At 39.9% G+C, this 22,366-nt stretch carries 15 protein-coding genes, 2 tRNA genes, 1 rRNA gene, 2 pseudogenes and 1 other annotated feature; of the genes and pseudogenes, 4 read left to right on the top strand and 16 right to left on the bottom strand.

Annotated elements, in window-relative coordinates; translation table 11 throughout:
- The first annotated feature begins 58 nt into the window (after positions 1–58).
- The gene (locus HCX62_RS11380; protein ID WP_185639149.1) at positions 59–934 is read left to right on the top strand and encodes an alpha/beta hydrolase; all 876 of its coding nucleotides are present in this window, start codon (positions 59–61) and stop codon (positions 932–934) included.
- 12 nt (positions 935–946) lie between these two features.
- The gene (locus HCX62_RS11375; protein ID WP_185639148.1) at positions 947–1,228 is read left to right on the top strand and encodes a putative quinol monooxygenase; all 282 of its coding nucleotides are present in this window, start codon (positions 947–949) and stop codon (positions 1,226–1,228) included.
- A 50-nt stretch (positions 1,229–1,278) separates the two neighbouring features.
- On the opposite strand, the gene HCX62_RS11370 is transcribed toward HCX62_RS11375, so the two are convergent.
- The 3 genes and pseudogenes from HCX62_RS11370 to HCX62_RS14155 form a co-directional block, all read right to left on the bottom strand.
- Positions 1,279–3,459, bottom strand: coding sequence for a LapB repeat-containing protein (locus tag HCX62_RS11370; RefSeq protein ID WP_185639147.1), 2,181 nt, complete (start codon positions 3,457–3,459; stop codon positions 1,279–1,281).
- A 473-nt stretch (positions 3,460–3,932) separates the two neighbouring features.
- Positions 3,933–4,028, bottom strand: a pseudogene (locus HCX62_RS14160) (LPXTG cell wall anchor domain-containing protein); the annotation flags it as partial.
- A 132-nt stretch (positions 4,029–4,160) separates the two neighbouring features.
- A pseudogene (locus HCX62_RS14155) lies at positions 4,161–4,988 on the bottom strand (InlB B-repeat-containing protein); the annotation flags it as partial.
- A gap of 944 nt (positions 4,989–5,932) precedes the next feature.
- On the opposite strand from HCX62_RS14155, the gene HCX62_RS11360 reads away from it, so the two are divergent.
- The gene (locus HCX62_RS11360) at positions 5,933–8,692 is read left to right on the top strand and encodes a LapB repeat-containing protein (protein ID WP_185639146.1); all 2,760 of its coding nucleotides are present in this window, start codon (positions 5,933–5,935) and stop codon (positions 8,690–8,692) included.
- A 40-nt stretch (positions 8,693–8,732) separates the two neighbouring features.
- Here HCX62_RS11360 and HCX62_RS11355 read toward each other — a convergent pair whose 3' ends face one another.
- From HCX62_RS11355 to fdhF, 7 genes are all read right to left on the bottom strand, one after another.
- Positions 8,733–9,401, bottom strand: coding sequence for an ABC transporter ATP-binding protein (locus HCX62_RS11355; RefSeq protein WP_185639145.1), 669 nt, complete (start codon positions 9,399–9,401; stop codon positions 8,733–8,735).
- On the bottom strand, positions 9,401–10,489 hold the full coding sequence (locus tag HCX62_RS11350) for an ABC transporter permease (protein WP_185639144.1): 1,089 nt from the start codon (positions 10,487–10,489) through the stop codon (positions 9,401–9,403). Before HCX62_RS11350 ends, HCX62_RS11355 begins: the two co-directional genes overlap by 1 nt.
- Before the next feature lie 78 nt (positions 10,490–10,567).
- Positions 10,568–11,941: a sensor histidine kinase gene (locus HCX62_RS11345; protein WP_185639143.1), complete on the bottom strand. Its 1,374-nt coding sequence runs from the start codon at positions 11,939–11,941 to the stop codon at positions 10,568–10,570.
- Positions 11,938–12,615, bottom strand: coding sequence for a response regulator transcription factor (locus HCX62_RS11340; RefSeq protein WP_185639142.1), 678 nt, complete (start codon positions 12,613–12,615; stop codon positions 11,938–11,940). Before HCX62_RS11340 ends, HCX62_RS11345 begins: the two co-directional genes overlap by 4 nt.
- A 46-nt stretch (positions 12,616–12,661) precedes the next feature.
- Positions 12,662–13,447 (bottom strand): formate dehydrogenase accessory sulfurtransferase FdhD, encoded by a 786-nt coding sequence (gene fdhD, locus HCX62_RS11335; RefSeq protein ID WP_185639141.1) that lies wholly within the window; start codon positions 13,445–13,447, stop codon positions 12,662–12,664.
- Positions 13,448–13,508: 61 nt separating this feature from the next.
- A complete protein-coding gene (locus HCX62_RS11330) occupies positions 13,509–13,985 on the bottom strand; it encodes a helical membrane plugin domain-containing protein (protein ID WP_185639140.1) in 477 nt (158 codons plus the stop codon).
- Complete coding sequence (gene fdhF, locus HCX62_RS11325) at positions 13,985–16,972, bottom strand: formate dehydrogenase subunit alpha (RefSeq protein WP_185639139.1); 2,988 nt, start codon at positions 16,970–16,972, stop codon at positions 13,985–13,987. Before fdhF ends, HCX62_RS11330 begins: the two co-directional genes overlap by 1 nt.
- Positions 16,973–17,152: 180 nt before the next feature.
- Positions 17,153–17,402: a binding site (T-box leader), on the top strand.
- A 69-nt stretch (positions 17,403–17,471) separates the two neighbouring features.
- Here fdhF and HCX62_RS11320 point away from each other — a divergent pair.
- Positions 17,472–18,314 carry an SAM hydrolase/SAM-dependent halogenase family protein gene (locus HCX62_RS11320; protein ID WP_185557661.1) on the top strand — a complete coding sequence of 281 codons (843 nt, stop codon included), beginning with the start codon at positions 17,472–17,474 and terminating at the stop codon, positions 18,312–18,314.
- 48 nt (positions 18,315–18,362) lie between these two features.
- On the opposite strand, the gene mdrT is transcribed toward HCX62_RS11320, so the two are convergent.
- The 6 genes from mdrT to rrf form a co-directional block, all read right to left on the bottom strand.
- Positions 18,363–19,844 carry a cholic acid efflux MFS transporter MdrT gene (gene mdrT, locus HCX62_RS11315; protein WP_185639138.1) on the bottom strand — a complete coding sequence of 494 codons (1,482 nt, stop codon included), beginning with the start codon at positions 19,842–19,844 and terminating at the stop codon, positions 18,363–18,365.
- Positions 19,845–19,944: 100 nt separating this feature from the next.
- A complete protein-coding gene (gene brtA / locus HCX62_RS11310; RefSeq protein WP_185639137.1) occupies positions 19,945–20,832 on the bottom strand; it encodes a bile-regulated transcriptional regulator BrtA in 888 nt (295 codons plus the stop codon).
- 104 nt (positions 20,833–20,936) lie between these two features.
- Entirely contained in the window at positions 20,937–21,584 is a 648-nt protein-coding gene (locus HCX62_RS11305; RefSeq protein ID WP_185639136.1) for a hypothetical protein, read from the bottom strand.
- Positions 21,585–22,058: 474 nt separating this feature from the next.
- Positions 22,059–22,131: transfer RNA gene (locus tag HCX62_RS11300), tRNA-Thr, on the bottom strand.
- 24 nt (positions 22,132–22,155) lie between these two features.
- A tRNA-Asn gene (locus HCX62_RS11295) sits at positions 22,156–22,231 on the bottom strand.
- A gap of 13 nt (positions 22,232–22,244) precedes the next feature.
- A 5S ribosomal RNA gene (gene rrf / locus HCX62_RS11290) occupies positions 22,245–22,360 on the bottom strand.
- Between the last annotated feature and the right edge of the window lie 6 nt (positions 22,361–22,366).

The raw sequence follows: 22,366 nt of genomic DNA, 5'->3' as shown, positions 1-22,366 counted from the left end.
TTATATGATTGTCACGCCGATTTTTGGTATAATAATTTGGAATGGAGGAAGATAGTTAGTGAAGAAATATTTTATTACGATCATGATTTTGCTTTTTGGCGCGCTACTTCTCAGTGGTTGCCAAAATGACAAAGAGGCTGAAAACTCTTCGCCTCCTAAAGTAGATTTGAAAGATGAAATACCGATTATTTTAATTCATGGGAGCGGTGGCGACACACATTCCCTTGATGAAATGGCAGACCAACTGATGAACGAATATAAAAGTTCAAATGAAGCGATGTCCATGTCGATTAGTGCGGACGGAGATATCACTTTCCAGGGCGAGTTAACGAAAGATGCTAAACGCCCAATTATAAAATTCGCTTTCGACCAAAACCAAGCAACACCAGACGATTGGTCTAAGTGGTTAAAAATTGCGATGGTTGATTTAAAAGAACGCTATGGCTTCACGCAAATGGACGGGGTTGGCCACTCAAACGGCGGTTTAGCACTAACTTACTTTGCTGAAGACTATGGCACCGATAAAACCGTACCTACTTTACGCAAAATAGTAGCAATTGGCTCTCCTTTTAACGATCTAGATCCAAACGATAATGGGAAAGACTTAACGTTTAAGCAGTTGCCTAATAGTACTGCTCAATTAGATTATTTTATGGAAAAGCAACAAGATATAAATTCCAATCTTGAAGTACTTGCCATTGCAGGCGAACTAAGCGAAGATAATCCAACTGATGGCATCGTACCAACAAACAGCTCACTCGCAACTAGACTCTTTATGCCCGGAAATGCCAAAGCCTATATTGAAGATGTTCAAGTTGGAAAAGACGCAGTTCACCAGACTTTACATGAAACAACGAAAAGCATCGAGAAGACTCACTGGTTTTTAGAAGAATTCAAAACAGACGAAACACTTATCAAATTAGATTATAAATAGGAGGAATGGCAGTTGTTACACATTGAAGCAAAAATCCAAGTAAAGCCCGATTTAGTAGAAGCATTTTTAACAGAAGTGGACTTAGTTATTCAGGGATCGCTAAGAGAACCTGGAAATCATGGCTACGAATTGGTTCGCTCGGTGAATAACACCTCCACCTTCTATCTGTTAGAAAAGTGGGCAGATGAAACTGCTATTCAGTCCCATAACGCAACAGCACATTATAAACGATTTAAAAATAATGTGCCTGAATTTTTAGCTGCTCCAATTGAAGTAGCTTTACTTAAAAGTTAAATGCAAAAAAAGATGGCCTCTATTTGATAGAGGCCATCTTTTTTATTGCTTTATTTACTATATGATTTTTTGAAAATACGGAATGACACACCTACAAGTATTAGTCCCGCTAGTAAGAACAGCATATTTTGGCTGTCTCCTGTTGCTGGTTGTTTACCCGTAGTTTTATTGCTGTCATCATCAGTTCCATTACAGTCATTTGATGCTGTAGGGTCTGATGGATCACCATTGTTTTCAGTTACAACAGGTACGACATTTACATCTGTATCATCGTCTACATCAGTATCATCATCTAAATCAGTATCATCGTCATCATCGTTCGGATCTTCAGCTGGATCTTCGCTAAATTGCGCGTATAAAGTTACTCCTGCTGCCGGCATTTTACTAGTTGCGAAGTTCCATTTGTTTCCGCCTGTTTTCGCATCAAACCAACCTTCGAAAGTGTAACCTTCTTTTGTTGGTGCAGTTGGTTCAGTGATTAATCCTTCTACTACAATAGCTTCTACTGTTTGAGCATCGTCTATATCAAAAGTGACGTTAGCCGTTTGTGGTGCTGGGGCTTGAGTAACTCGAACAGTTACGGTTACTGGAGTTGCAGCAACGCCATCTCCATTTGTAGAGTTCAATGTTACTACATAATCTCCTACTTCATTCCATTTTACAACTGTATCTAAATTAGTTGTAATTACAGAACTATCATTTGTCGCAGCTTGAACACTAGCAAGAAAATCTGCTGCAGTTATTTCTGCAAACTGCATATAGCTGATTTCTGTGTTTGCTGTAATTACTGGAGCTGGTGATTTAGCAACGCGAACTGTTACTTTCACTGGTTCAGCTTCAAATCCAGCAGTATTTTTAGCATTCAATGTTACTTCATATGCTCCAGCTTTTGTGAAATCTACAACTGTGCTGAAGTTGGAAGTGACTGTTGCTCCTTCTGTCGCACTTGCAGAAACACTTGCTAAAAACTGAGCTTCTGTTACACTCGCATTTTTATCATAGTTCATTTCTGCATTTGCTGTAATTACTGGTAGATTAACTAATTTCACTGGTACAGTTACTTTCCCAGAGAAAGTTCCTTGAATTGCTGGGTTCGTGATATAATCATCAAACTCAAAATCTACAGTTGTTACACCTTCTAGATTTTCTGCACTCCAATTGAACTGGTTGTTAGTATAAAATCCTTGATTGGAAATGTTTTTCGGTGATGCTGATTGTCCAAAGTTTTTGATTTCGTTGTCAAAAACTAATTTACTAGCTCCTACTTTTTCAGATAATGTAACTGTTTGATTTGTTGCATTAATAACATTCAATAGAGGCGCTTTTGTCGTTAAGTTCTCTGGCAATACGCTGATATGGTTGTTATTTACAGAGATACCAGTCATATTCGGGAAAGATTTCAACGATTCTAATTCAGTTAATTCATTTTTACTAGCATAAATATTTGTCAGTTTTGGTAAATTTTCCAGACCTGCTAAAGTAGTCACTTTGTTACCAAATAGGTTTACACTTTTAGCTTCTGCCAAATTTTTCACGCTAAGTTCTGTGATTCCACAGCCATTTAGTTCAATTATATCTGTCATCGCTGGTAAGTTGTCTAAAGTAACTTTAGTTAATGTAGGCGTTGTGGCGAAATTAATAATATCTAGACCGCCATCCGCAAAACTACCTGCTTGTTTTAACGCTGGAAGATTTTTTAAAACGACCTCAGTTAACTCTGCTGAACCTTGCGTATCAGTAGCAACTTTAGTTAATTTAGGTTGATCTTGAATATCAAGCTTCGTTAAATCATTACCAGTTAAATTAATACTAGTTAATTCTGGTAAAACTTTTTCACCTTTAAAAGTGAAATTAGTAATTTGGTTTGATCTTAAATCTAAGCTAGTTAAATTAGTCAGGTACTCGATACCTGCTAAATTAGTAATACCCTTCGATACAGCTGTTAATGATGTAACTTTGTCCAAATCTCTTTGTAATACCACTAAATTGGGATCACTATCATCATTACCATATACTTCTTTTAAAACAGCTTTAGCTAAAGCTTCATCAGGGAACAAAGTTTTGTAAAGGCTACCTCCTGGGAAGGTTGCTTTTAAATTCCCTACTTTTTGGGGTGTTTCTTCTTTAGGCTTTTCTTCGTTTTCTGAAGCCAAGGCTGCTAAAGGATACGCATTAAATGATTGGAAAAGAATCATTCCTGCTGCAATTATAAAACCTACTTTTCTTTTCACGATTGTCCTCCTTATCAAAGTTGCTAATTAAATATATAAGTTGCCATAAAAAAACGTACCTATTAAATTCAATAGAAGGTACGCGCATGAACTCACATTAGTATTATATCTATAAAACCCTTTGCGAAAATACTAAAAATAGACTCAAATCCACTACAATCATTCTAAATATGTCTTATTTGTGAATGCGTCATTTGGAGTTTTCAAACAATTATCGCTTCTTCAGAAAACAATAAATCCATTCGTATAGCTTGGAATCGATTGCTATTAAACAGTTTTCACCCATGTGGTATAGTTGTGATTATATGTATGCCACATTTCCTCCCTTCTCTTTTCGAAAAGTCCCTCTTGATACATTAAGTACCAAAATAGGAAAAATAGCTTTGCATCCCTGTACAAATTGTATCGATATATATACAAAAAAAGCTGAGTTTGACCATTATGGCCAAATTCAGCTTTTAATTTTCTACGTATTATTTAGCAGAAGTCTTCTTGAAAATTCGTAATGCTCCACCAATGAGTAATAATCCGCCTAATAAGTATAAGATATTTTCTTGATTACCTGTTAATGGTAGTTTATTACTTAGTTGGTTTTTCTTTGCAGGATCGGCTATCGTATTCGATGTTGTATTCGAAGGCGCGTTTGATGGCGCAATTGCTCCAATAATAGGTTGCGCTGGCTTCTCAACAGCACTTTCTGCATTTTTACTGAACTGAGCATACAGAATGAAATCTTTTGCTGGCATTTTATCTGTTTGGAAGTCCCATTTCTTTCCACCTGTTTTTGCATCATACCAACCTGTAAATGTGTAGCCGTCTTTCGTTGGTGCTGTTGGCTCTTCTAGAAGACCTTCGTAATCCGTTGTTTGCGTAGTAGTCGTACCGTCCGCATTTAATGTAGCAGTATAGCTAGCAAGGCTAAACTGGGCATATAAAGTTACTTCATTTGCTTGCATTGGGTTTTGGAAATCCCATTTGTTTCCGTCTGTTTCTGCATCATACCAACCCATAAACTTATAGCCTACTTTGGTTGGAGCAGTTGGTTCTTTAATGACACCAGGATAATCAACTATTTGTGTAGTAGCTGTGCCTTCTGTTGTAAAGTTGACAGGGAAAGCATTAGCTCTAAACTGTGCATATAAAGTCATATTATCTCCGGGCATTTTATCTGTTGCGAAATCCCATTTGTTTCCGCCTGTTTCTGCGTCATACCAACCTGTAAACGTATAGCCTTCTTTCTTTGGCTTCGTTGGCTCATTCACTGTTTCTTGGTAGACCACTTTTTGCGTTGCGGTTCTTTCTTCTGAGATTAATGTAGCAGTGTAGCTGTTAATTCTAAATTGTGCGTATAAATTCAAGTCGGTCGCTGGCATTGGAGTATCAAAATTCCACGGATTTCCACCAGTCGGCTCATCAAACCATCCAACAAATGTGTGCCCTTCTTTCCCCGGTCTTGCTGGTACAGAAATTAAAGTACCCGCTTCACGAGGAAAGACTGTAACTCGACCATTAGAATGCAAGATCAAATTTAGCGTAGTGCTAGCTGTTTCTTCATTCCCTGTGCTTTCTTCTCCTTCTATCGCCCATGTAGTTAAAGGAATTACATTTAACGACTGGAAAAGAATTGCCCCTGCTACAATAATAAAACTTATTTTTCTTTTCACGATTTTCCTCCTAGTTGTATAAAAAATTATATTTTATGTGTATTAATCGCTTAAAACAAAAAAACACCCGCCATTTATGTATAAGATGTCCCTCATTTAATCACAAATAAGATTATATCCTTAAAGGCACTATTTGCAGGTGCTAAGATTAGACTTAAACAAAGGTTTTTTGTGTCTATTTTATGACAAAATAAGCTGTTTTGGAGTAAATTGTTCAAAACAGCTTATTTTCGCGTACTATTTTATTACTTTATTTAGAGTATTTTGGTAATACGAATGGAAATGATTGCTAGAATTACATTTACTCTCTCTGGATATTGGAGATTTTACACATTTCTATTTTTACACTGCGCATATAGTCTTTTAAATTACTTTTTAATCTAATTTAATGGCACATTATTGAAAATTGCTTTATTTTCCAAAAAAGTACTATTTATAATATGGATTTTCCGCTTCTAAGCTATTATTATATTTTGGAATGGACTGATGCATATTTATCATTATAGCGATTGTTACATTCCTGACTGCATTCTCTTCATTAACATTCAATGACCACTAGCCCAAATGAAAATATTTGTTAATTCAATAGACCTAAAACCATTGAATTGTGGCAAACCAATGACAACCTCGACATTACAATAAACGAAGCAAATTAGCCTGTTTGCCTAACCTGACAAACAATTAAGCGTCTCCTCACCTCTATAATCCACTCACATAAAAGCCGAACAAGGTACTTTACAGAGACTTTTTAATGTTTTTGTTGCTGTATAATTTACTTTATAGAAATAATTTCGTAAAGGAAGGTAACTATGAAAATAAAGAAAAACTTACATTATCTAATTACGCTAAATCTTGCCTTTTTAGCTGTTTCCACTCCAGTTTATGCGAAAGAAGATAATCAATCGGAAAATTATTCAGCCCCGGAAACAACTAAAAGCTCCCTAAAAAACAGTCCTAGCAACGCCTCTGAAACACTTTCTACTATTTTCCCTGATGACGTGCTAGCTAATTATATCGCTAATCAGCTGCATATTTCTGTAGATGTGACTGTGACTCAACAACAATTAGATACGATTAAAACAATTTCTGCGGACAATGCTGGTATAGCGGATTTGACCGGTATATCTCGCCTATCTAATTTAACGTCAATTAACCTTCCTAATAATGCAATAACCACGATTGATGAAATTAAAAACTTAACAAAACTTACTTCTGTAATACTAAATAATAACCAAATCACTGCTATTCCAGGGTTAGAGAATTTAGATGCGCTCACCAAGTTAAATATGCGCGATAACCAGCTAACCAGTGTCTCTTTAGATAGTATGAGTAATTTGCAATTTGCCGACTTCCAAGGAAACACCGCTTTACTTGAACTATCTTGTATTAATTTGCCCAAAATGTCCCAGATTTATTCTGATAATGCCTTTTCATATTCTGGAGTCATAATGAATAGCTCGATTCTAGAAAAACTTACTGTAAAAAATCTTCCTAATTTATCCGACCTTGTTTTCAGTGAGTTATCTTTACAATCTGTCGAACTAAATGATTTACCACTTTTAACAATGTTAGATTTACGAAATAACCATTTGGCTGACATAGCTATGGGAAATATCTCTACCCTTAAAACGCTTTATCTTACTGGTAACGAGCTTAATGATGACGATATCGCAAATTACACACAGGCCAATCTTAAGCTTGGAACCTTATCTATAGGAAGTAATGATTTATCTCAAATTGATTATCTTCGCCCTCTTGATAACCTACAAGTGCTTCGAATTTCGTCTACTAATATAAGTGATTTATCTCCACTTCAAGGAAAAGACATGACGGAACTTTATATCGACAATACACCTATAACAAGTGTTGAACCTTTATCCAGTATGAGTAATTTAACGAAAATAGAGGCTTTTAAAACGCACATTACGAACGTAGACAACTTTGAGAATCTTGATAAATTGACGACTTTTCTACTGCAAGATAACCTTTATTTGCAAAAAGTGGAGCTTGACGGGCTTGATGCTTTGAAACAACTTGATTTAGAAAACTGTACAGCACTTACAGATTTAACTATGAAAAATTTGGCTAAAGCAAGTAGATTTTACGATTTTAAAGAGGCTAATTCAGATATTACGATTGCAAATACACCTAACTTGCAAAAAGTTACATTAGAATCGTTGCCCGCTCTTGCTGGCTCCATTTCTATTACAAATAGAGAACTGTTAGCAGATATCACTATTAAAGATACACCGCAAATTACCCAAGTTAATTTAGATAACAATAATTTGACAGCATTTCCTGATATAACTGGCATCAGCCCCACAGCATTCCTTATTAGAGCGCAGTCTAACCATATTTCCTCTATAGAAGAAGCTGATATAGCGGATGATTTACAAAATAATAAAAACCTTAGTATTGACTTGCACGGACAAAAAGTAACTAGTGATCCGGCGAAAAATATTGATAATGTAGCCACTATCCAAAATCAAATTAACGCTTGGGGGAATACCCCCGCACCTCAAACAATTAGCAATAATGGTCATTACGCAGACGGTTCGATTACTTGGAACAATTTACCAGATTCGGTCGAGTCGACAAGCTACACTTTTTCTACAGCGAATGTCAGAACATCTTTTTCTGGAACTGTAACCGTACCGATTGTTAAAGCTTTGCCAGCTCCGATTATCTCGGCAAATCCAGAGATTAGCTATGCCAAAAATAGTTCTGTGACAGAGGCGGAATTTTTATCCGATATCTCTGCTTCAACAACTGACGGCTCCTCGATTACAAGTGATTTTGCTACAGCAGTAGATTTAAGTAGTGCCGGGGATTATCAAGTGACGTTGAATGCAAGTAACGCGGATGGAATTTCAGCTGTCCCTGTTCAAGTAACTGTCCATGTTGAAAAAGCCCCTGCTCCAGTGATTTCCGCTGACTCAGAGATTTCGTACGATAAACTGGCGGGAGTTACTGAAGAAATGTTTTTACAAGATATTCATGCCTCGACTAATGATGATTCTGTAATTACCAGTAATTTTGATGTTGCTGTTAACTTAGAAGTGCCTGGAGACTATCAAGTGACGCTGAACTCCACGAACTCTGACGGCGTGGCTGCGACTCCTTTCCAAGTAACTGTGCATATTAAAACGGAAAACGTCCCACTGATTTTAGCGGACAAAGAAATTAACTACAGCATAGATAGTACAAAATCTGAAACGGACTTTTTAAACGAGGTCCATGCATCAACATCAGATAACTCGAAAATAACGACAGACTTTGAAGCAGCAGTTGATTTTAGTAAGATTGGGGACTATCAAGTGACGTTAGAAAGTGGTTTGGCAGAGCCTGTTTATGTAATTGTTCATATAGTAGAAACTCCTATCACAAATAAAACTGACTTGGCAACTAATGACGTTCCTTTAACTATAAAATCAGAGCCTGTTAACCAGAAAAGTGTTTCTACTTTGCCAATTACTGGGGATTCCACTTTGAATAACTCCCTTCTTGTTACTCTAGGAATTACGATTGTTGCTAGTGGAGTATTTCTTCTTCGTCGTTTTAGAAAATAAGTAAAAAAAGTTTGACCCTAACACGAGGGTCAAACTTTTTTTAATCCTTCAAATATCCATCCTCAATCCGAATCACGCGGTCAACTAAGTCTAAAACTCGTTCATCGTGCGTTACCATGATTGCTGCTTTGTTTTTTCGTTTTACTTCGTCCGCAATCATTTGGACTACTTTATGGCCGCGGTTTGCATCTAGGCTAGCGGTTGGTTCGTCCGCTAAAATAATGTCGGGGTCGTTCATCAGCGCTCTGGCAATAGCGACGCGTTGTTTTTCGCCGCCGGATAAACTTTCTGGATAATTATTTTGCCGAGCAGTTAAGCCTAATTCTTGGAGTAGCTTATCTGCTTTTTCTTTCGCAGCTCGCCCTTTTTCACCGGATAGTTCGGCAATTACAAGCAGCTGGTCGCGGACGTTTAAGTACGGAATTAGGTTCGCACCTTGGAAAATAAAGCCTACTTTGTCGAGCCGCACTTTTGTGAGTTCTTTGCTTGTAAGATTGTTTAGCACTTTTCCGCCAATAGCTATCTCACCTTCAGTTGGGGATAATAGAGCGCCAGCAATGGATAAAAATGTGCTTTTCCCTGCACCTGATGGGCCGACGATTGCAACGAATTCTCCTTGCGCGACTTCTAAAGATACATTCTTCAATACTTCGATGACTTGCTCACCGTCTTGATAATTTTTAGATATATTTTTCATCATTAATGTCATTAGTTTGCCCTCCCAATTGCTTCTAGCGCGTCTACTTTTGCTACACGATAGAGTGATAACATTGATCCGACGACTGCTACAACAAGGAATAAGGCGGAGCAGCCGACTGCGAGTATTGGGCTAAGTGTAAATGGCATACTCGCTGGTAAAATTGCCGCGAGACCAAATGTTAAGCCATTACCAATGAGTAAACTTACGACGGATAGGAAAACAACTTGGGTGATGATGCTTCGCGCTAAATAGGCTGTTCGTGCACCAACTGCTTTCAAAATACCAAATTGGTTGATTTTTTGAATCGTAATGACGTAGAAAAATGCAGCCAAAACAAATGCGGCGATTACGAATAAAAAGGCAATCATCATTAGCAAGGAGCCTTGTTCTTCTGAGTAGCCGGGAATACCTTGCAGCACTTCTTTACTGGATGAAAGTTCGAGTGAGCCGAGTGATAAGTTTTCGGCAGTACTTTTAGAAACATTTAGTGCGACCGCGTTGTATTCTCCTTCTGCTGCTTGGTTTGTTTGGTGAACTAGTTTCCACGCATCCCAGCCAACGAAAATAACCGGTGAATGGCTGAATGTATTATTTTTTGTAAAAGCAGTAATCGTGAATGTTTCTCCTGTTGCGCTGTCTCTCAGCTTACTTCCTAATTTATAGCCAGACTCTTTTAAAGAAATATCGGCAACTACTTCTTTTGTTTGTTGTGGCGCAGTTCCTTCTGAAATTGCGGGTTTCATGAAGCCTGTTTCATCTATGCCGAAATACGTAATGTCGGTTTTCTTATCTTTGTTTGGTTGGGTGATCGTCCCCATTTGCACGCCTAGGTTGGTGCTTTCTGATTTTTTTAGTTGTTTTGATACTTTTTCTGTTTCCGCTGCGGTTAAATTGGACCTAGTCAATCGATTGTCTGAGTCTTTTTGTAGTACATAATAGGTTGCTTTGTTTGATGAAATCGCTGCTCCGTTGTCGTTTGCTAGTCCGTTCGCGAGTCCTGTTACAAACAAAACGAGCCATGCGATTAATACCATAATTAATCCGATTAAAATATAGCGTAATTTTGCGTGTTTTAATTCTCTTAAAGCCAAAAACATTCCGTTCAACTCCTTCTAAGATCTTACACTTAGTTTAAAGAAGTTTTGTAAACGGAATGTGAATCGGATTTTACAAATTTAGTTTTTAGGCAGTTTGACGGTGAAAGTTGTGCCATGATTGCTTTCAACTGTGATTTCGCCGTGGTGTAACGTGATGATTTTTTGGCAAATGGATAAGCCTAGGCCGCTGGAACCTTCTTCACGGGTGCGGCTTTGGTTCGCTTTGTAAAAACGATCGAAAATCTTCGCAAGGTCTGGTTTGTTAATACCGATGCCGCTATCTTGAACTTCTACAAGAATGTTCGTTGTATCTTCGTGAAGGCGGATTTGGATGTTCCCGCCCGGTGGTGTGAATTTAATCGCGTTTGTTAATAAATTGGACCATACTTGGTAAAGAAGTTCAGCATCACCGGTGTAGTCAACATCAGCTAAGTCTAGGTTAATCGTGAGTTCCTTTTCACGCCAACTCCATTCGGTCATTTGAATTAATTGGCGCCATTGTTCGGCTAAGCGGACTGGTTCTTTTTTTCGTAATTCCGATTCTTGGTCGAGTGAAGCTAGTGTGAGTAATTGTTTTGTCAGGGAGGATAAACGTGTTGTTTCCTCGGATAAAACAGTTAAATATTCCGCTTGTTCTTTTTCCGTTAGCGTTCCCGAGCCTAGGAGTCTCGCAAAGCCTTGCATTGATGTTAGCGGTGATTGCAGTTCATGGGAGACATTTGCGACAAATTCTTGGCGGGCTGCTTCGGATTTTTCGAGTTCACTTGCCATTTTTGCAAATGAGTCTGCCAGCTGGCCAATCTCGTCTTTACGGCGGACTTCAAGCGCCACATCGTAATTGCCTTTGCGGATTTTCCGAGTTGCGTTTGTCAGCTTCACGACCGGTTTTACAATATATCTGCCGCTGATGAGAACAAACAGAATACTGATGATGGACGTGAAAATCAGAATCATTGCGAAAAAGATGCGGAGTTCGCCAAATTGCTGTTCTGGATCTTGACGTATAAATAGCGCGAGTTGTTTTCCATCTGCTTTGACCGGAACTCCAATGGTATTTCGGACGTCATTATCAAAAAATCCTGTGATGAAAATGCCCGTGTTGAAGGTGTCGATTCCATGGTAAGTTTCGCCGGCTAGCACTTGTTGGATAGTTTTGTCGGGTAAATCTTTTTTGCGAAATTCCCCGCCGAAATAAGTTGTGTTATCTGCTCCGTCCGTGAGATACAATTCGTATCCAAGTTCCCCCACATTTTCCAAATACTCATTAAGAGAAATCGTTGCATTGGACTGGTAAAATTGTTGGACTTCCTCGGCTATTTTAGCAGTTTTTTCGTCGTTGAAAGGTTTTAATTGTATTTGGTAATAAATGTTGGCAAAGAAAAATCCGAGCAGGCTGCTGGAAAGAATGACGACGAGCATCGTGATAACTATTCGGCTGTATAACGATTTCATATTGTTTCCTCCAATTTATAACCGACGCCGCGCACGGTGACAATCCGGATGCCATCTTTTTCCTCGTCAAAATGGTCGCGCAAACGTTTAATATGTACATCCACTGTTCGGTCACTGCCATCGTAATCGCGTTGCCAAATACGTTCAATTAATTCTTCACGGGTGAAAATGCGGCCGGGGTAGCTCGCTAGTTGATATAATAGCTCAAATTCCTTCACGGGAATCATGCGTTCTTGGTTGCCAATTTTTATACCGTAGCTTTTTTGGTCGATGGTGATGTTGCCGATGTTGATTTTCACTTCACTTGCTTGGTTGGAACGTCGTAGTAATGCGCGAATTCGGAAAACTAGCTCTTGTGGCTCAAAGGGTTTGGTGACATAATCATCGGTTCCCACTTCAAAACCGCGCGATTTATCTGCCAGTGCATCTTTGGCGGTCAGCATAATTACCGGAATATCGGGATAGCTTGCACGCATTTTTTGGCAAAGCTCGAAGCCGTCCATATTCGGCATCATCACATCAATCACAGCCAAATGAACTTGCTCGGTTTCAACAATTTGCGCAGCTTCCACGCCATCATTTGCCTCTAGGACGCGAAATCCTTCTGCGCGGAGATAGTGTCCCACGAGCTTCAATATATGTCTATCATCATCTACTACTAAAATTTGTTTCATCTTTCTACTCACCTTACTTATCCTATTTTACTGCATCATATCAAAGTTACGTGATTCGTTCAAATCCGGAATAGACGTTTAATCGATCGCCGCGAATGAAGCCAACTGTTGTGATGTTAAGTTCTTCGGCCATATTAATCGCTAGTTCGGTTGGGGCAGAACGCGACAAAATAATTCCGCAACCTAGTTTGGCTGTTTTAACGAGGATTTCCGATGAAATGCGCCCGCTAAAAATAATCGCTTTATCTTCGGTCGTTGTCCCGTCTTGCAAGGCGCGGCCGTAAATTTTATCGAGCGCGTTATGCCGACCAATGTCCATCCGACTATAAATAATTTCCGCCGAACTGCAAAGTGCCGCATTATGAACGCCACCAGTTTGATGAAATGTTGCGGAATTTTGTTCGAATTTGTCCATTAAGCGGAAAATCTGGTTGGTTGTCAGTTTTAGGCTCGAATTTTGCTTTACGTTGACGAGTGAGGCATCTGATTGAAAATAGAAATTCTCGCGCGATTTGCCGCAACATGAGGTGATGTAGCGCTTGCCGCGATACTTGGCGTTGAATTTATTTACAAAATTAGCGCTAACCTTGGCGTGCCCAGTCGCTTCGATGATATCCACGGAATCGATGTCTTCCGGACCGCGAATGATGCCTTCCGATGTCAGAAATCCTACTACTAAATCTTCCAGATACTCTGGCGTGCAGACGATGGTCACGAGTTCTTGGTCGTTGACGTAGATAGTTAGCGGATACTCGGTCGCTACGCTTGACTCGATTTCTTGGAAAATGCCAGCTTCAAAACGGCGGATTTTTTGACGCGATACAATATCCATCAAAACCCTCTCCTCTCTAAACCGAAACAGCGATACCATGAAGTCTCGCTGTTTCGCTTACTTATTTTAATGTTTGCCCAACTTCTTTTAAAAAGGTCATGCCATACCGGAGTGCGCGGTTGATATCGGGGTCTTTCAGCGCCTTCATCATCGCTAACATTCCCATGATTTCATCGTTTTTCGCGCTTTCCTCTGCTTTTTTCGCCGCATTTTTTAAATTGGCTATCATTTCTTCGGTTTGCTCTGGTTTCGTATCGGTCAACAGCTTGCTCGAAATCATCATATTATTAATCGCATTCGTCATCGGTTCCTTACGCCACTCATTCAAAAATGTTTTCGTAATATCTCCGCGAGCTTTAATCGCGCTATTCAAAGCCTCAAGCGCACCCGACTCTTGTAGTAATTTGACCGTTTCTACAATTTCCATAAAACCAGAATCCTGTTCAGCAATATCTGCTTTCATTTGCTCTAAACGTTCTTGTTCCAATTCTTCCGGGGTCTTTTTTGTATCCCGTATCGTTGAAATTGGTTCTGCCATCAGTGATTCCTCCCTTTTCCGCCGCAGCCACAGTTCCCACCACAAGCGCAGTTTACCTTAGAAATCGGTTGATAATCTTCTCTCGACCACTTGCGTTCTACTTCAGCTCCATTTTGTGGGAACCTTTTTCGATTACGCGGATTATGGTCTGGAAGTGGATTTTTCCCAGTTTTTTCAAGCACAGTTAGGTTCACTTTGGTTTGTTTATAAGCTGGTGTTTTCGTCCGAACATCGCCGGCGCTAGAAGTCAGCAAATTGACTGCCGTTTCACTACTCACAGAATGCATTGGCACATAGACTTCATACCCTTTCATCCGCTCGGTCACAACAGCACGAAGCTTAATGCGACCATAAGGCGAGCTTAAACGAACGAGCGAACCACTTTCAATATCACGTTCTTTCGCTAATTCATGCGAAACTTCCACAAACACTTCCGGCAATTTATAATCCAAGCCTTTCGATTTATCCGTCAAATTCCCCTCATGGAACTGCTCCAACAACCGCCCATTATTCAGCGTTAAATTATATTCTTCTGGGAAAGTAATCGGCGCAATATACGGTAACGTCGAAAATTGCGCTTTGCCATCCGGAAAATTAAATCGTTCTTCATACAGTAGTGGCATATCTTTCCCATCCGCACTCACCGGCCACACAAGGCTGTTAAACCCTTGCATCCGGTCATAACGAACCCCTGCAAAAAATGGCGCCAAGCTAGCAATTTCATCCATAATTTCGCTCGGATGATCATAATTCCAGTCCGTTCTTCCGCATGCTCTAGCCACCTCTTGAATGATCCACCAGTCTGGCTTCGAGTCTCCAAGCGGTTCTAATACTTCATAAAGCCGTTGTACCCGACGTTCTGTATTCGTAAATGTTCCTTCTTTTTCAAGTGAAGGAGCCGCTGGGAAAACAACATCCGCAAACTGCGCTGTTTTCGATAGGAACACATCTTGAACCACAAAGAAATCAAGGCTTGCGAGAATTTCTTGGACATGATTAGAGTTAGAGTCCACCCAAGCCATTTCCTCGCCAATCACATACATGGAGTGGAGCGTTCCCGCCTCAATCGCATCAAGCATTTCATTGTTTTTCAAACCCGGTTCCGGCGAAATCGACACCCCATAAGCTTCCTCAAAACGAGCGCGAACTTCGTTATTTCCAAGTGGCTGAATTCCCGGTAAAACATTCGGCAACGAACCCATGTCGCAAGCACCTTGCACGTTATTATGTCCTCTAAGTGGATACGCTCCCGCACCATGTCTTCCGAAGTTCCCTGTGACAAGAAGCAAATTCGCAATAGCCGAAGAAGTATGCGATCCCGCAATATTTTGCGTAACACCCATTCCCCAACAAACCGCCGTCCCATCAGCTTCATGAATCATCTGCGCCACTATTTTCAACGTTTCAGCAGGCAGCCCCGTTTCCTTTTCTGCATAATCAAGTGTAAATGGTTCTAAAAATGCTAGGTAATCCGCCACATTGCTAATCCGATTCTCCATAAAGACCTCATCATGCCATCCCTGATCAATCATATATTTCGCAACTGCCGTCAACCAAACAAAGTCCGTTCCTTGTTTCGGATGAATAAATAAATCAGAACGCTCCGCCATTTCGTGTTTCCGCAAATCAGAAACAATCAGCTTTTGACCACGAGTCTTCTGCGCTCGCTTAATTCTGCTAGCAAGCACGGGATGTCCATCAGCCGGAGAAGCACCAACAATGATTACAAGTCCCGCTGTTTCAATATCTTCCACAGTCCCCGAATCCGCACCAATCCCAACCGTCCGCGTCAGCCCATCCGAAGCTGGTGCCTGGCAATAGCGCGAACAATTATCAATATTATTCGTCTCAAAAACCTGCCGCGCCAATTTTTGCATCAAATAGTTTTCTTCATTCGTTGTTTTAGACGAACTAATAAATCCAAGCGAGTCATTGCCATACTTAGCCTGAATTTCCCGCAATTTAGTCGCAACTAACTGAATCGCATCTTCCCAACTTGCCGGCACAAATTCATTTCCTTCGCGAATGAGCGGTGTCGTAATCCGTTTCTCACTATTAACAAAATCCCAACCAAATTTCCCCTTCACACACGTCGCAAATTTGTTCACCGGACCTTCCCCAGTTGGCTCGACTTTCAAGATTTTGCGATCCTTCGTCCACACCTCAAACGTACAACCAACCCCGCAGAAAGTACAAACCGTCTTCGTTTTCTTCGTCCGCGTTTCCCGCATCGCCGCTTCCATTTCTGACACAGCAAAAACGGTTTGATAATTCGGCTCCACTTTTTTCACCATATCAATCATCGGTTCTAGCATATCTTCATCTAACCCCGTCATAAAGCCAGCTTGGCCGAGCATTGATTTTTCCATCAACGCATTACAAGGACACACCGTCGCACAAAGCCCGCATGAAACACAAGAAGACAAATTCGCCGGACGATCATCATCCCAAATAACGCGCGGCTGACTACGCTCCCAATCAATCGAAAGCGTCTCATTCACCTGCACTTGCTGACACGCCTCCACACAGCGCCCACAAAGAATACATTGATCCGGATCATAACGATAAAACGGATGCGAAAAATCATTCAGATAGCCTTTTTCACGGTAAGGTCGTTCTTGTTTTTCCACACCAAGCAATTCCGTCGTATTATGTACTTTGCAGTTGCCATTATTATTATCACAAACCGTACAATACAGTAAATGATTCTCCAAAATCCGATCCATCGCTTCTAATTGCGCATCTTTCGCCAGTTCTGAATTAGTTTTAATTTCCATCCCATCTGCTAGATTCGTGCTGCACGCCCGCACAAGTTCCCCGTCAACCTCGCACATACACGTATCACAAGATTGAATTGGCCCAATTTGCTCACTATAACAAATATGCGGATGCTGTATTCCCTCTGCATTCAAATAGTCCAGTATTCGCGTTCCTTCCACCACATCCCGCGCCTCACCATTAATTTGCACCGATACTTTTGCGCCCATCACATTACCTCCTATATAGAGAAAGCGTTTCCAATTTTCGCTTATATTATAACAGTTCTTCCTTTAAAATCACAGTAATACGACAGTTGATAATCGTTCTCAAACAGCGCTACTATGCGATTTCCCTCACAAGCCGTACTGTATTCATTGACACTTATCCAACTTTTCTGTATTCTTTATTACAAAGCTATGAAGAGAAAAGTACGACGCCCGTTTTTTCTAAAAGAGAGTTCCCACTGCTGAAAAGGAACAAAAAACAACGTCCGAAAAATGGCCTCTGAGTTTTGCCGCTGAAATTAAGTAAGCCGCAACGGATTTGGCGTCCGTTATCAAACGCCGTAAGTATTGTACATAAATGCTTATTTGAGGTTTTCAGTGTAAGCTGGAAATAAATTAAGGTGGTACCGCGTGAAATTTTCTCGCCCTTATTCCAAGATGCTATTTTGGACGAGGGCGAGTTTTATTTTACCCTAAATTGTTGAAAATGGAGGAATTTAAAATGACAAAACAACTACTTGTTTTACAATCCGATTTTGGTATTAGTGATGGTGCAGTTAGTGCAATGTATGGCGTGATTAACAGTGTTAGTGTCGATTTACAAATATACGATTTAACGCATCAAATTCCTCAATTTAATATTTGGGAGGCATCTTATCGTTTACTACAAACTGTGACTTACTGGCCTGAAAATACGATTTTTGTCTCTATTGTGGATCCTGGCGTTGGTTCGAAGCGCCGCAGTGTTGCCGTTTTAACAGAAGATGGTCATTATATTATTACACCTGACAACGGGACTTTAACTCATATCGCGCATTACGGAACGATCAAAGAAGTTCGTCTCATTGATGAAGAAAAAAATCGTCTTCCAAAATCTGGCGCGTCTCATACCTTTCATGGTCGTGATATTTTTGCCTATACAGCAGCGCGACTTGCAGCTGGCGTGATTAACTTTGAAGATATTGGACCCGCAGCCGCTCCCGAATCGATTGTCTCTCTGAGTTTAAGCGATTCCTATTTAGAAGGCGAGCAAGCTTTTGGAACGATTGATATTATCGACCGCCCATTTGGCAACCTTTGGACAAATATTCGTCGGACTGATTTCCTTGAACTTGGCGCAAACTACGGTGATTCCATTGAAGTCCTAATCAAACACCACGACCGCATAGTTTATAAGAATTTCGTTACCTACAGCCGCTCATTCGCAGACTTACGCATCGGCGAGCCACTCATCTACGTCAACTCACTCGACAATCTCGGCCTCGGTATCAATCAAGGTTCGTTCGTAGACGCTTATTCAGTCGGCACCGGCACCAGCTGGAAAGTCACCCTTAAAAAAGTATAAAAAAACAGGGTCAATCGTCCAAATTGGATTTTTGACCCTGTTTTATTTTTATTTCGTATATTCTTTAACAATTGGTTCTTGTTTTTTAGTTTTAAGGAATAGACTTAAAATCATCCCAATAGCCGCGAAAATTGCCGCAACCATAAACGCCGCACGCATTCCGTCCAAGCTAGCATCTTGTGCCTTTTGAGCAAAACTAGCTGGGTCCGTCGCCATAAGCGCCTTACCTGGCATATTATCTTTCGTCACATTCGTTAAAACAGTAATAAGTACCGCAGTCCCAATCGAACCAGCAATTTGACGGATTGTATTATTCACTGCCGAACCGTGGTTAATCAAGTGGTTAGGAAGTGCATTCATACCCGCTGTAGAAACTGGCATCATCGCCATCGAAATCCCGAAGAACCTCACTGCGTAGAACACGACAATATACCAAAGCGGCGTATCCATCGTTAGGAACATAAATGGAATTGTACCGATAGTCAAAATGGTAACCCCAGTAATCGTCAGCCATTTCGCCCCAATTTTATCGAAAATAATACCCGTAATCGGACTCATTATCCCCATAATAATCGCACCCGGAAGTAATAATAGACCTGATTGAAGCGCCGACTCCCCGCGAATTGTTTGAATATAAAGTGGCAACACAATCTCCGCACCAATCATCGCCATTGTTACAATCGAACCAAGAACAACTGACAATGAAAATACTGGATATTTAAACACATGAAGCTCAAGCATCGGATTATCAATAACTAGCTGGCGCCAAATAAATAGCCCAATAACAACGACACCAATAATCAGCATCGTGATAACCGTTGCATCTCCCCAGCCATCATTACCCGCTGAGCTAAATCCATAAAGAAGTGACCCAAAACCAATTGAAGACATTACAATCGAAAGAAAATCAATTTTTGTATCAGTTAGCTTCACTACTTTTTTCATTCCAAAGAACGCTAAAATAATATCAATAACCGCAATTGGAATTAAAATAAGGAATAATACACGCCAATCATACGAATCCACAATCCAACCAGACAAAGTTGGTCCAATTGCTGGAGCGAACGCAATAACGAGTCCCATCAGCCCCATTGCCGCCCCACGTTTTTCACGAGGGAAAATCAGCAAGAAGATTGTTTGAAGTAATGGCATCATAATCCCTGCACCCGCCGCTTGAACAATACGACCAGTAAGCAAGATCGGGAATGAACCCGCCACAGATGCTATAATTGTACCAATTGTAAATACAGTCATCGCCGTAATAAATAACGTTTTCGAACTAATTTTTTCAATTAAAAGTGCTGTAATCGGAATCATAATCCCATTTGTCAGCAAGAAAGCTGTCGTTAACCATTGCCCTGTTGCTGCTGTAATATGCAAATCATCCATAATCATTGGCAGCGCTGTTGCAAGTAACGTCTGATTCAAGATCGCTACAAATGCCCCAATAATCATTGTTACTACTAATAAACTTCTACTATACGACTTCCCATTAACATCAACGGGCCGTTCTACTGCTGTACTATTCAAAATTAATACCCCTTCCCATGTGGAAATTTCCAGATGAATAATAGAAGTATAATAAAAAAAGACCGATAAGTCAACAAAAAGTGACTGGTCGGTCTAATTCTTATAAAAGCCCGTTCACACAAGCTTCCAATTTATTTACTTCTTTCGTTAAACTAGCTGGCACATGCTGTTTTAGATACAATAACGTTCCCTGAACCATGAAATCTCTAGGCGCTTCATTATTATTAATCTCACCAACAAGCGCATTCATCGATTCCTTATACTGCCATTTATCCGAGTCAGCTATATCCGCATTCTCAATCCCGACATTAAGCTCCTCCAGCGCTTCCCGTAGTTTAGCCAAACGCTTCTTCCGGATCATCGTTTGGTCGGGTACTAAGTTTTCCGTATCCGCTTCCGTAAACACGATCTCTCCGCTTTCCAAAATATCTTTCACAAGCGCATCTAGCCTTCTCACAACATAAGGAATCGCCCGCTCAATCAGCCCGGAGTTAATATTTTTGCTACCACTCGCAAAGACATACATCGCCACCATACCACTAAGCAACATCGTAATATCATTAATATACGGCTCCGTTTCCTCCCCATAAACCTCTAACAACTGATTTTTAACCCATTCCATATTTTTCAGCCGAACATTCTGTAAAAACGCATTAAAATCATCATCAATCATCGTCTGAGAAAAAGTAATATTCAATATCTCCCCATTCTCCGTATAAAAATGAATAATAATCTTCAAACACTCCGTAAAATTATCCTTCTTCGTCCCGTCCAGCGCCATCGTATACTCCAAACGCTGATGCAAAACCGAATACTCCTGCTTAAAAATCACAATCGCCAGTTCCTCTTTCGAAGTAAAATAATTATAAAAAGTCCCTTTAGAAATCCCAGCTGCTTCAACCATATCCTGCACAGACGTCTTCAAATACCCTTGCTTTTGAAACACCTCTTTAGCCGACTTAATAATCCGCTGCTTCTTCTCCTTCAAAAAAACACCCCATCCCGTCCAGTTATTATACACCTAGTATAATCTATTTATACTCCTGATTCAAGATAAGGCTTTTATCCCATTATAGTCCCCGAAACCAGAATTTAATTATATTCCTTTAAAACATCCTGATAAATCTCTTTATACGTAGCTTTCATATCAACCGTTCCCCCCACGCTCTCATCCCCTTCAAGAAACAATTCGCGATCACTCACTTTTTCAACAGGATACTTACTCAATACAGCATTAGTTAATACATAATTGTCCCCCGACGTACTTTTCCTTATAAAAAGAGTATATTCTTCTCCCTCCTTCATATTTTTATAACCATCAATAGTTAAGTCATATTCTTCTCCATCAACACTTACATTTTCCACGCTGTCTTCTAATATCTTAATAAGATTATTTTCTTTCAATATCCCTGTCTCATCTTTTTCAATACGATTAACTTTCACTTCACTCATAGTATAAAATTCTGTCGGAATATCACTGTCCTTAGATTCCTTCATTATCGATTTATCCTCAGATCCTTTCGTTACAGTAACAATAATCGGAGAACTTTCTTCTAGCTCATCCATATTTCCAGCCAATTCAAGATACTTCCCACGATAAGAAACTACCCGATTTTTCATTTCAACTTTCTCAATCCCTTTTCCTTCTATTGGTTTTCCCTCAGCATTTTCACCGTTAGAACAACCCATCAATACACCTATACTAACTAATACCACAACAACTACAATTTTTTTCTCCATTTCCAATTCCTCTCTTAAATCATCCTTTATTAAAAGATACCATCTAAGAGCAATGTATAACCAAAAATGTAATGAAATGTCCGATTCTTATCATGAACAACCCAAAACAGAAGTTATTTAGGCTTGTTTTTGCCCTAAATAAGTAATATCATATCTCCAATTACTAAATCCTACAAAAATCAGGCTATTATTCATCCTTTTATACAAACTACTTTTAATCTGTGGCAAAAAGTACATATTCTTTCCATTTTAACCATATTAAATCAAGCACAAACTAATATTTTATTGAATTACTTAACATTTACTCTAAAAACAAATTGAATAAAACCGTATAATTATTCTTTATGAACATAAACATTCCTAAATTTTGATAAATCTAGCAAATAAGGTGTTGGATAAGGTGTTTTATATTTTTAGGCAAATAAAAAAAGCTTCGCATACTAGCGAAACATCCAAAGTATAACTATTATATTAAGCCACTTGTCGGATTTGAACCGACGACCCCTTCCTTACCATGGAAGTGCTCTACCAACTGAGCTAAAGCGGCAGCAAAGCCTTTCAAATAAAAAAATGGCTCCACAGGCAGGACTCGAACCTGCGACCGATCGGTTAACAGCCGATTGCTCTACCAACTGAGCTACTGTGGAATAATAAAAAATTGCCCGGCAGCGACCTACTCTCGCAGGGGGAAACCCCCAACTACCATTGGCGCGGAGAAGCTTAACTACCGTGTTCGGGATGGGAACGGGTGTGACCTTCTCGCCATAACTACCAGACAATAT

Origin of the sequence: Listeria swaminathanii (assembly GCF_014229645.1) — a bacterium.
Classification (GTDB): domain Bacteria; phylum Bacillota; class Bacilli; order Lactobacillales; family Listeriaceae; genus Listeria; species Listeria swaminathanii.
This window is presented reverse-complemented; position numbering and strand designations above follow the sequence as displayed.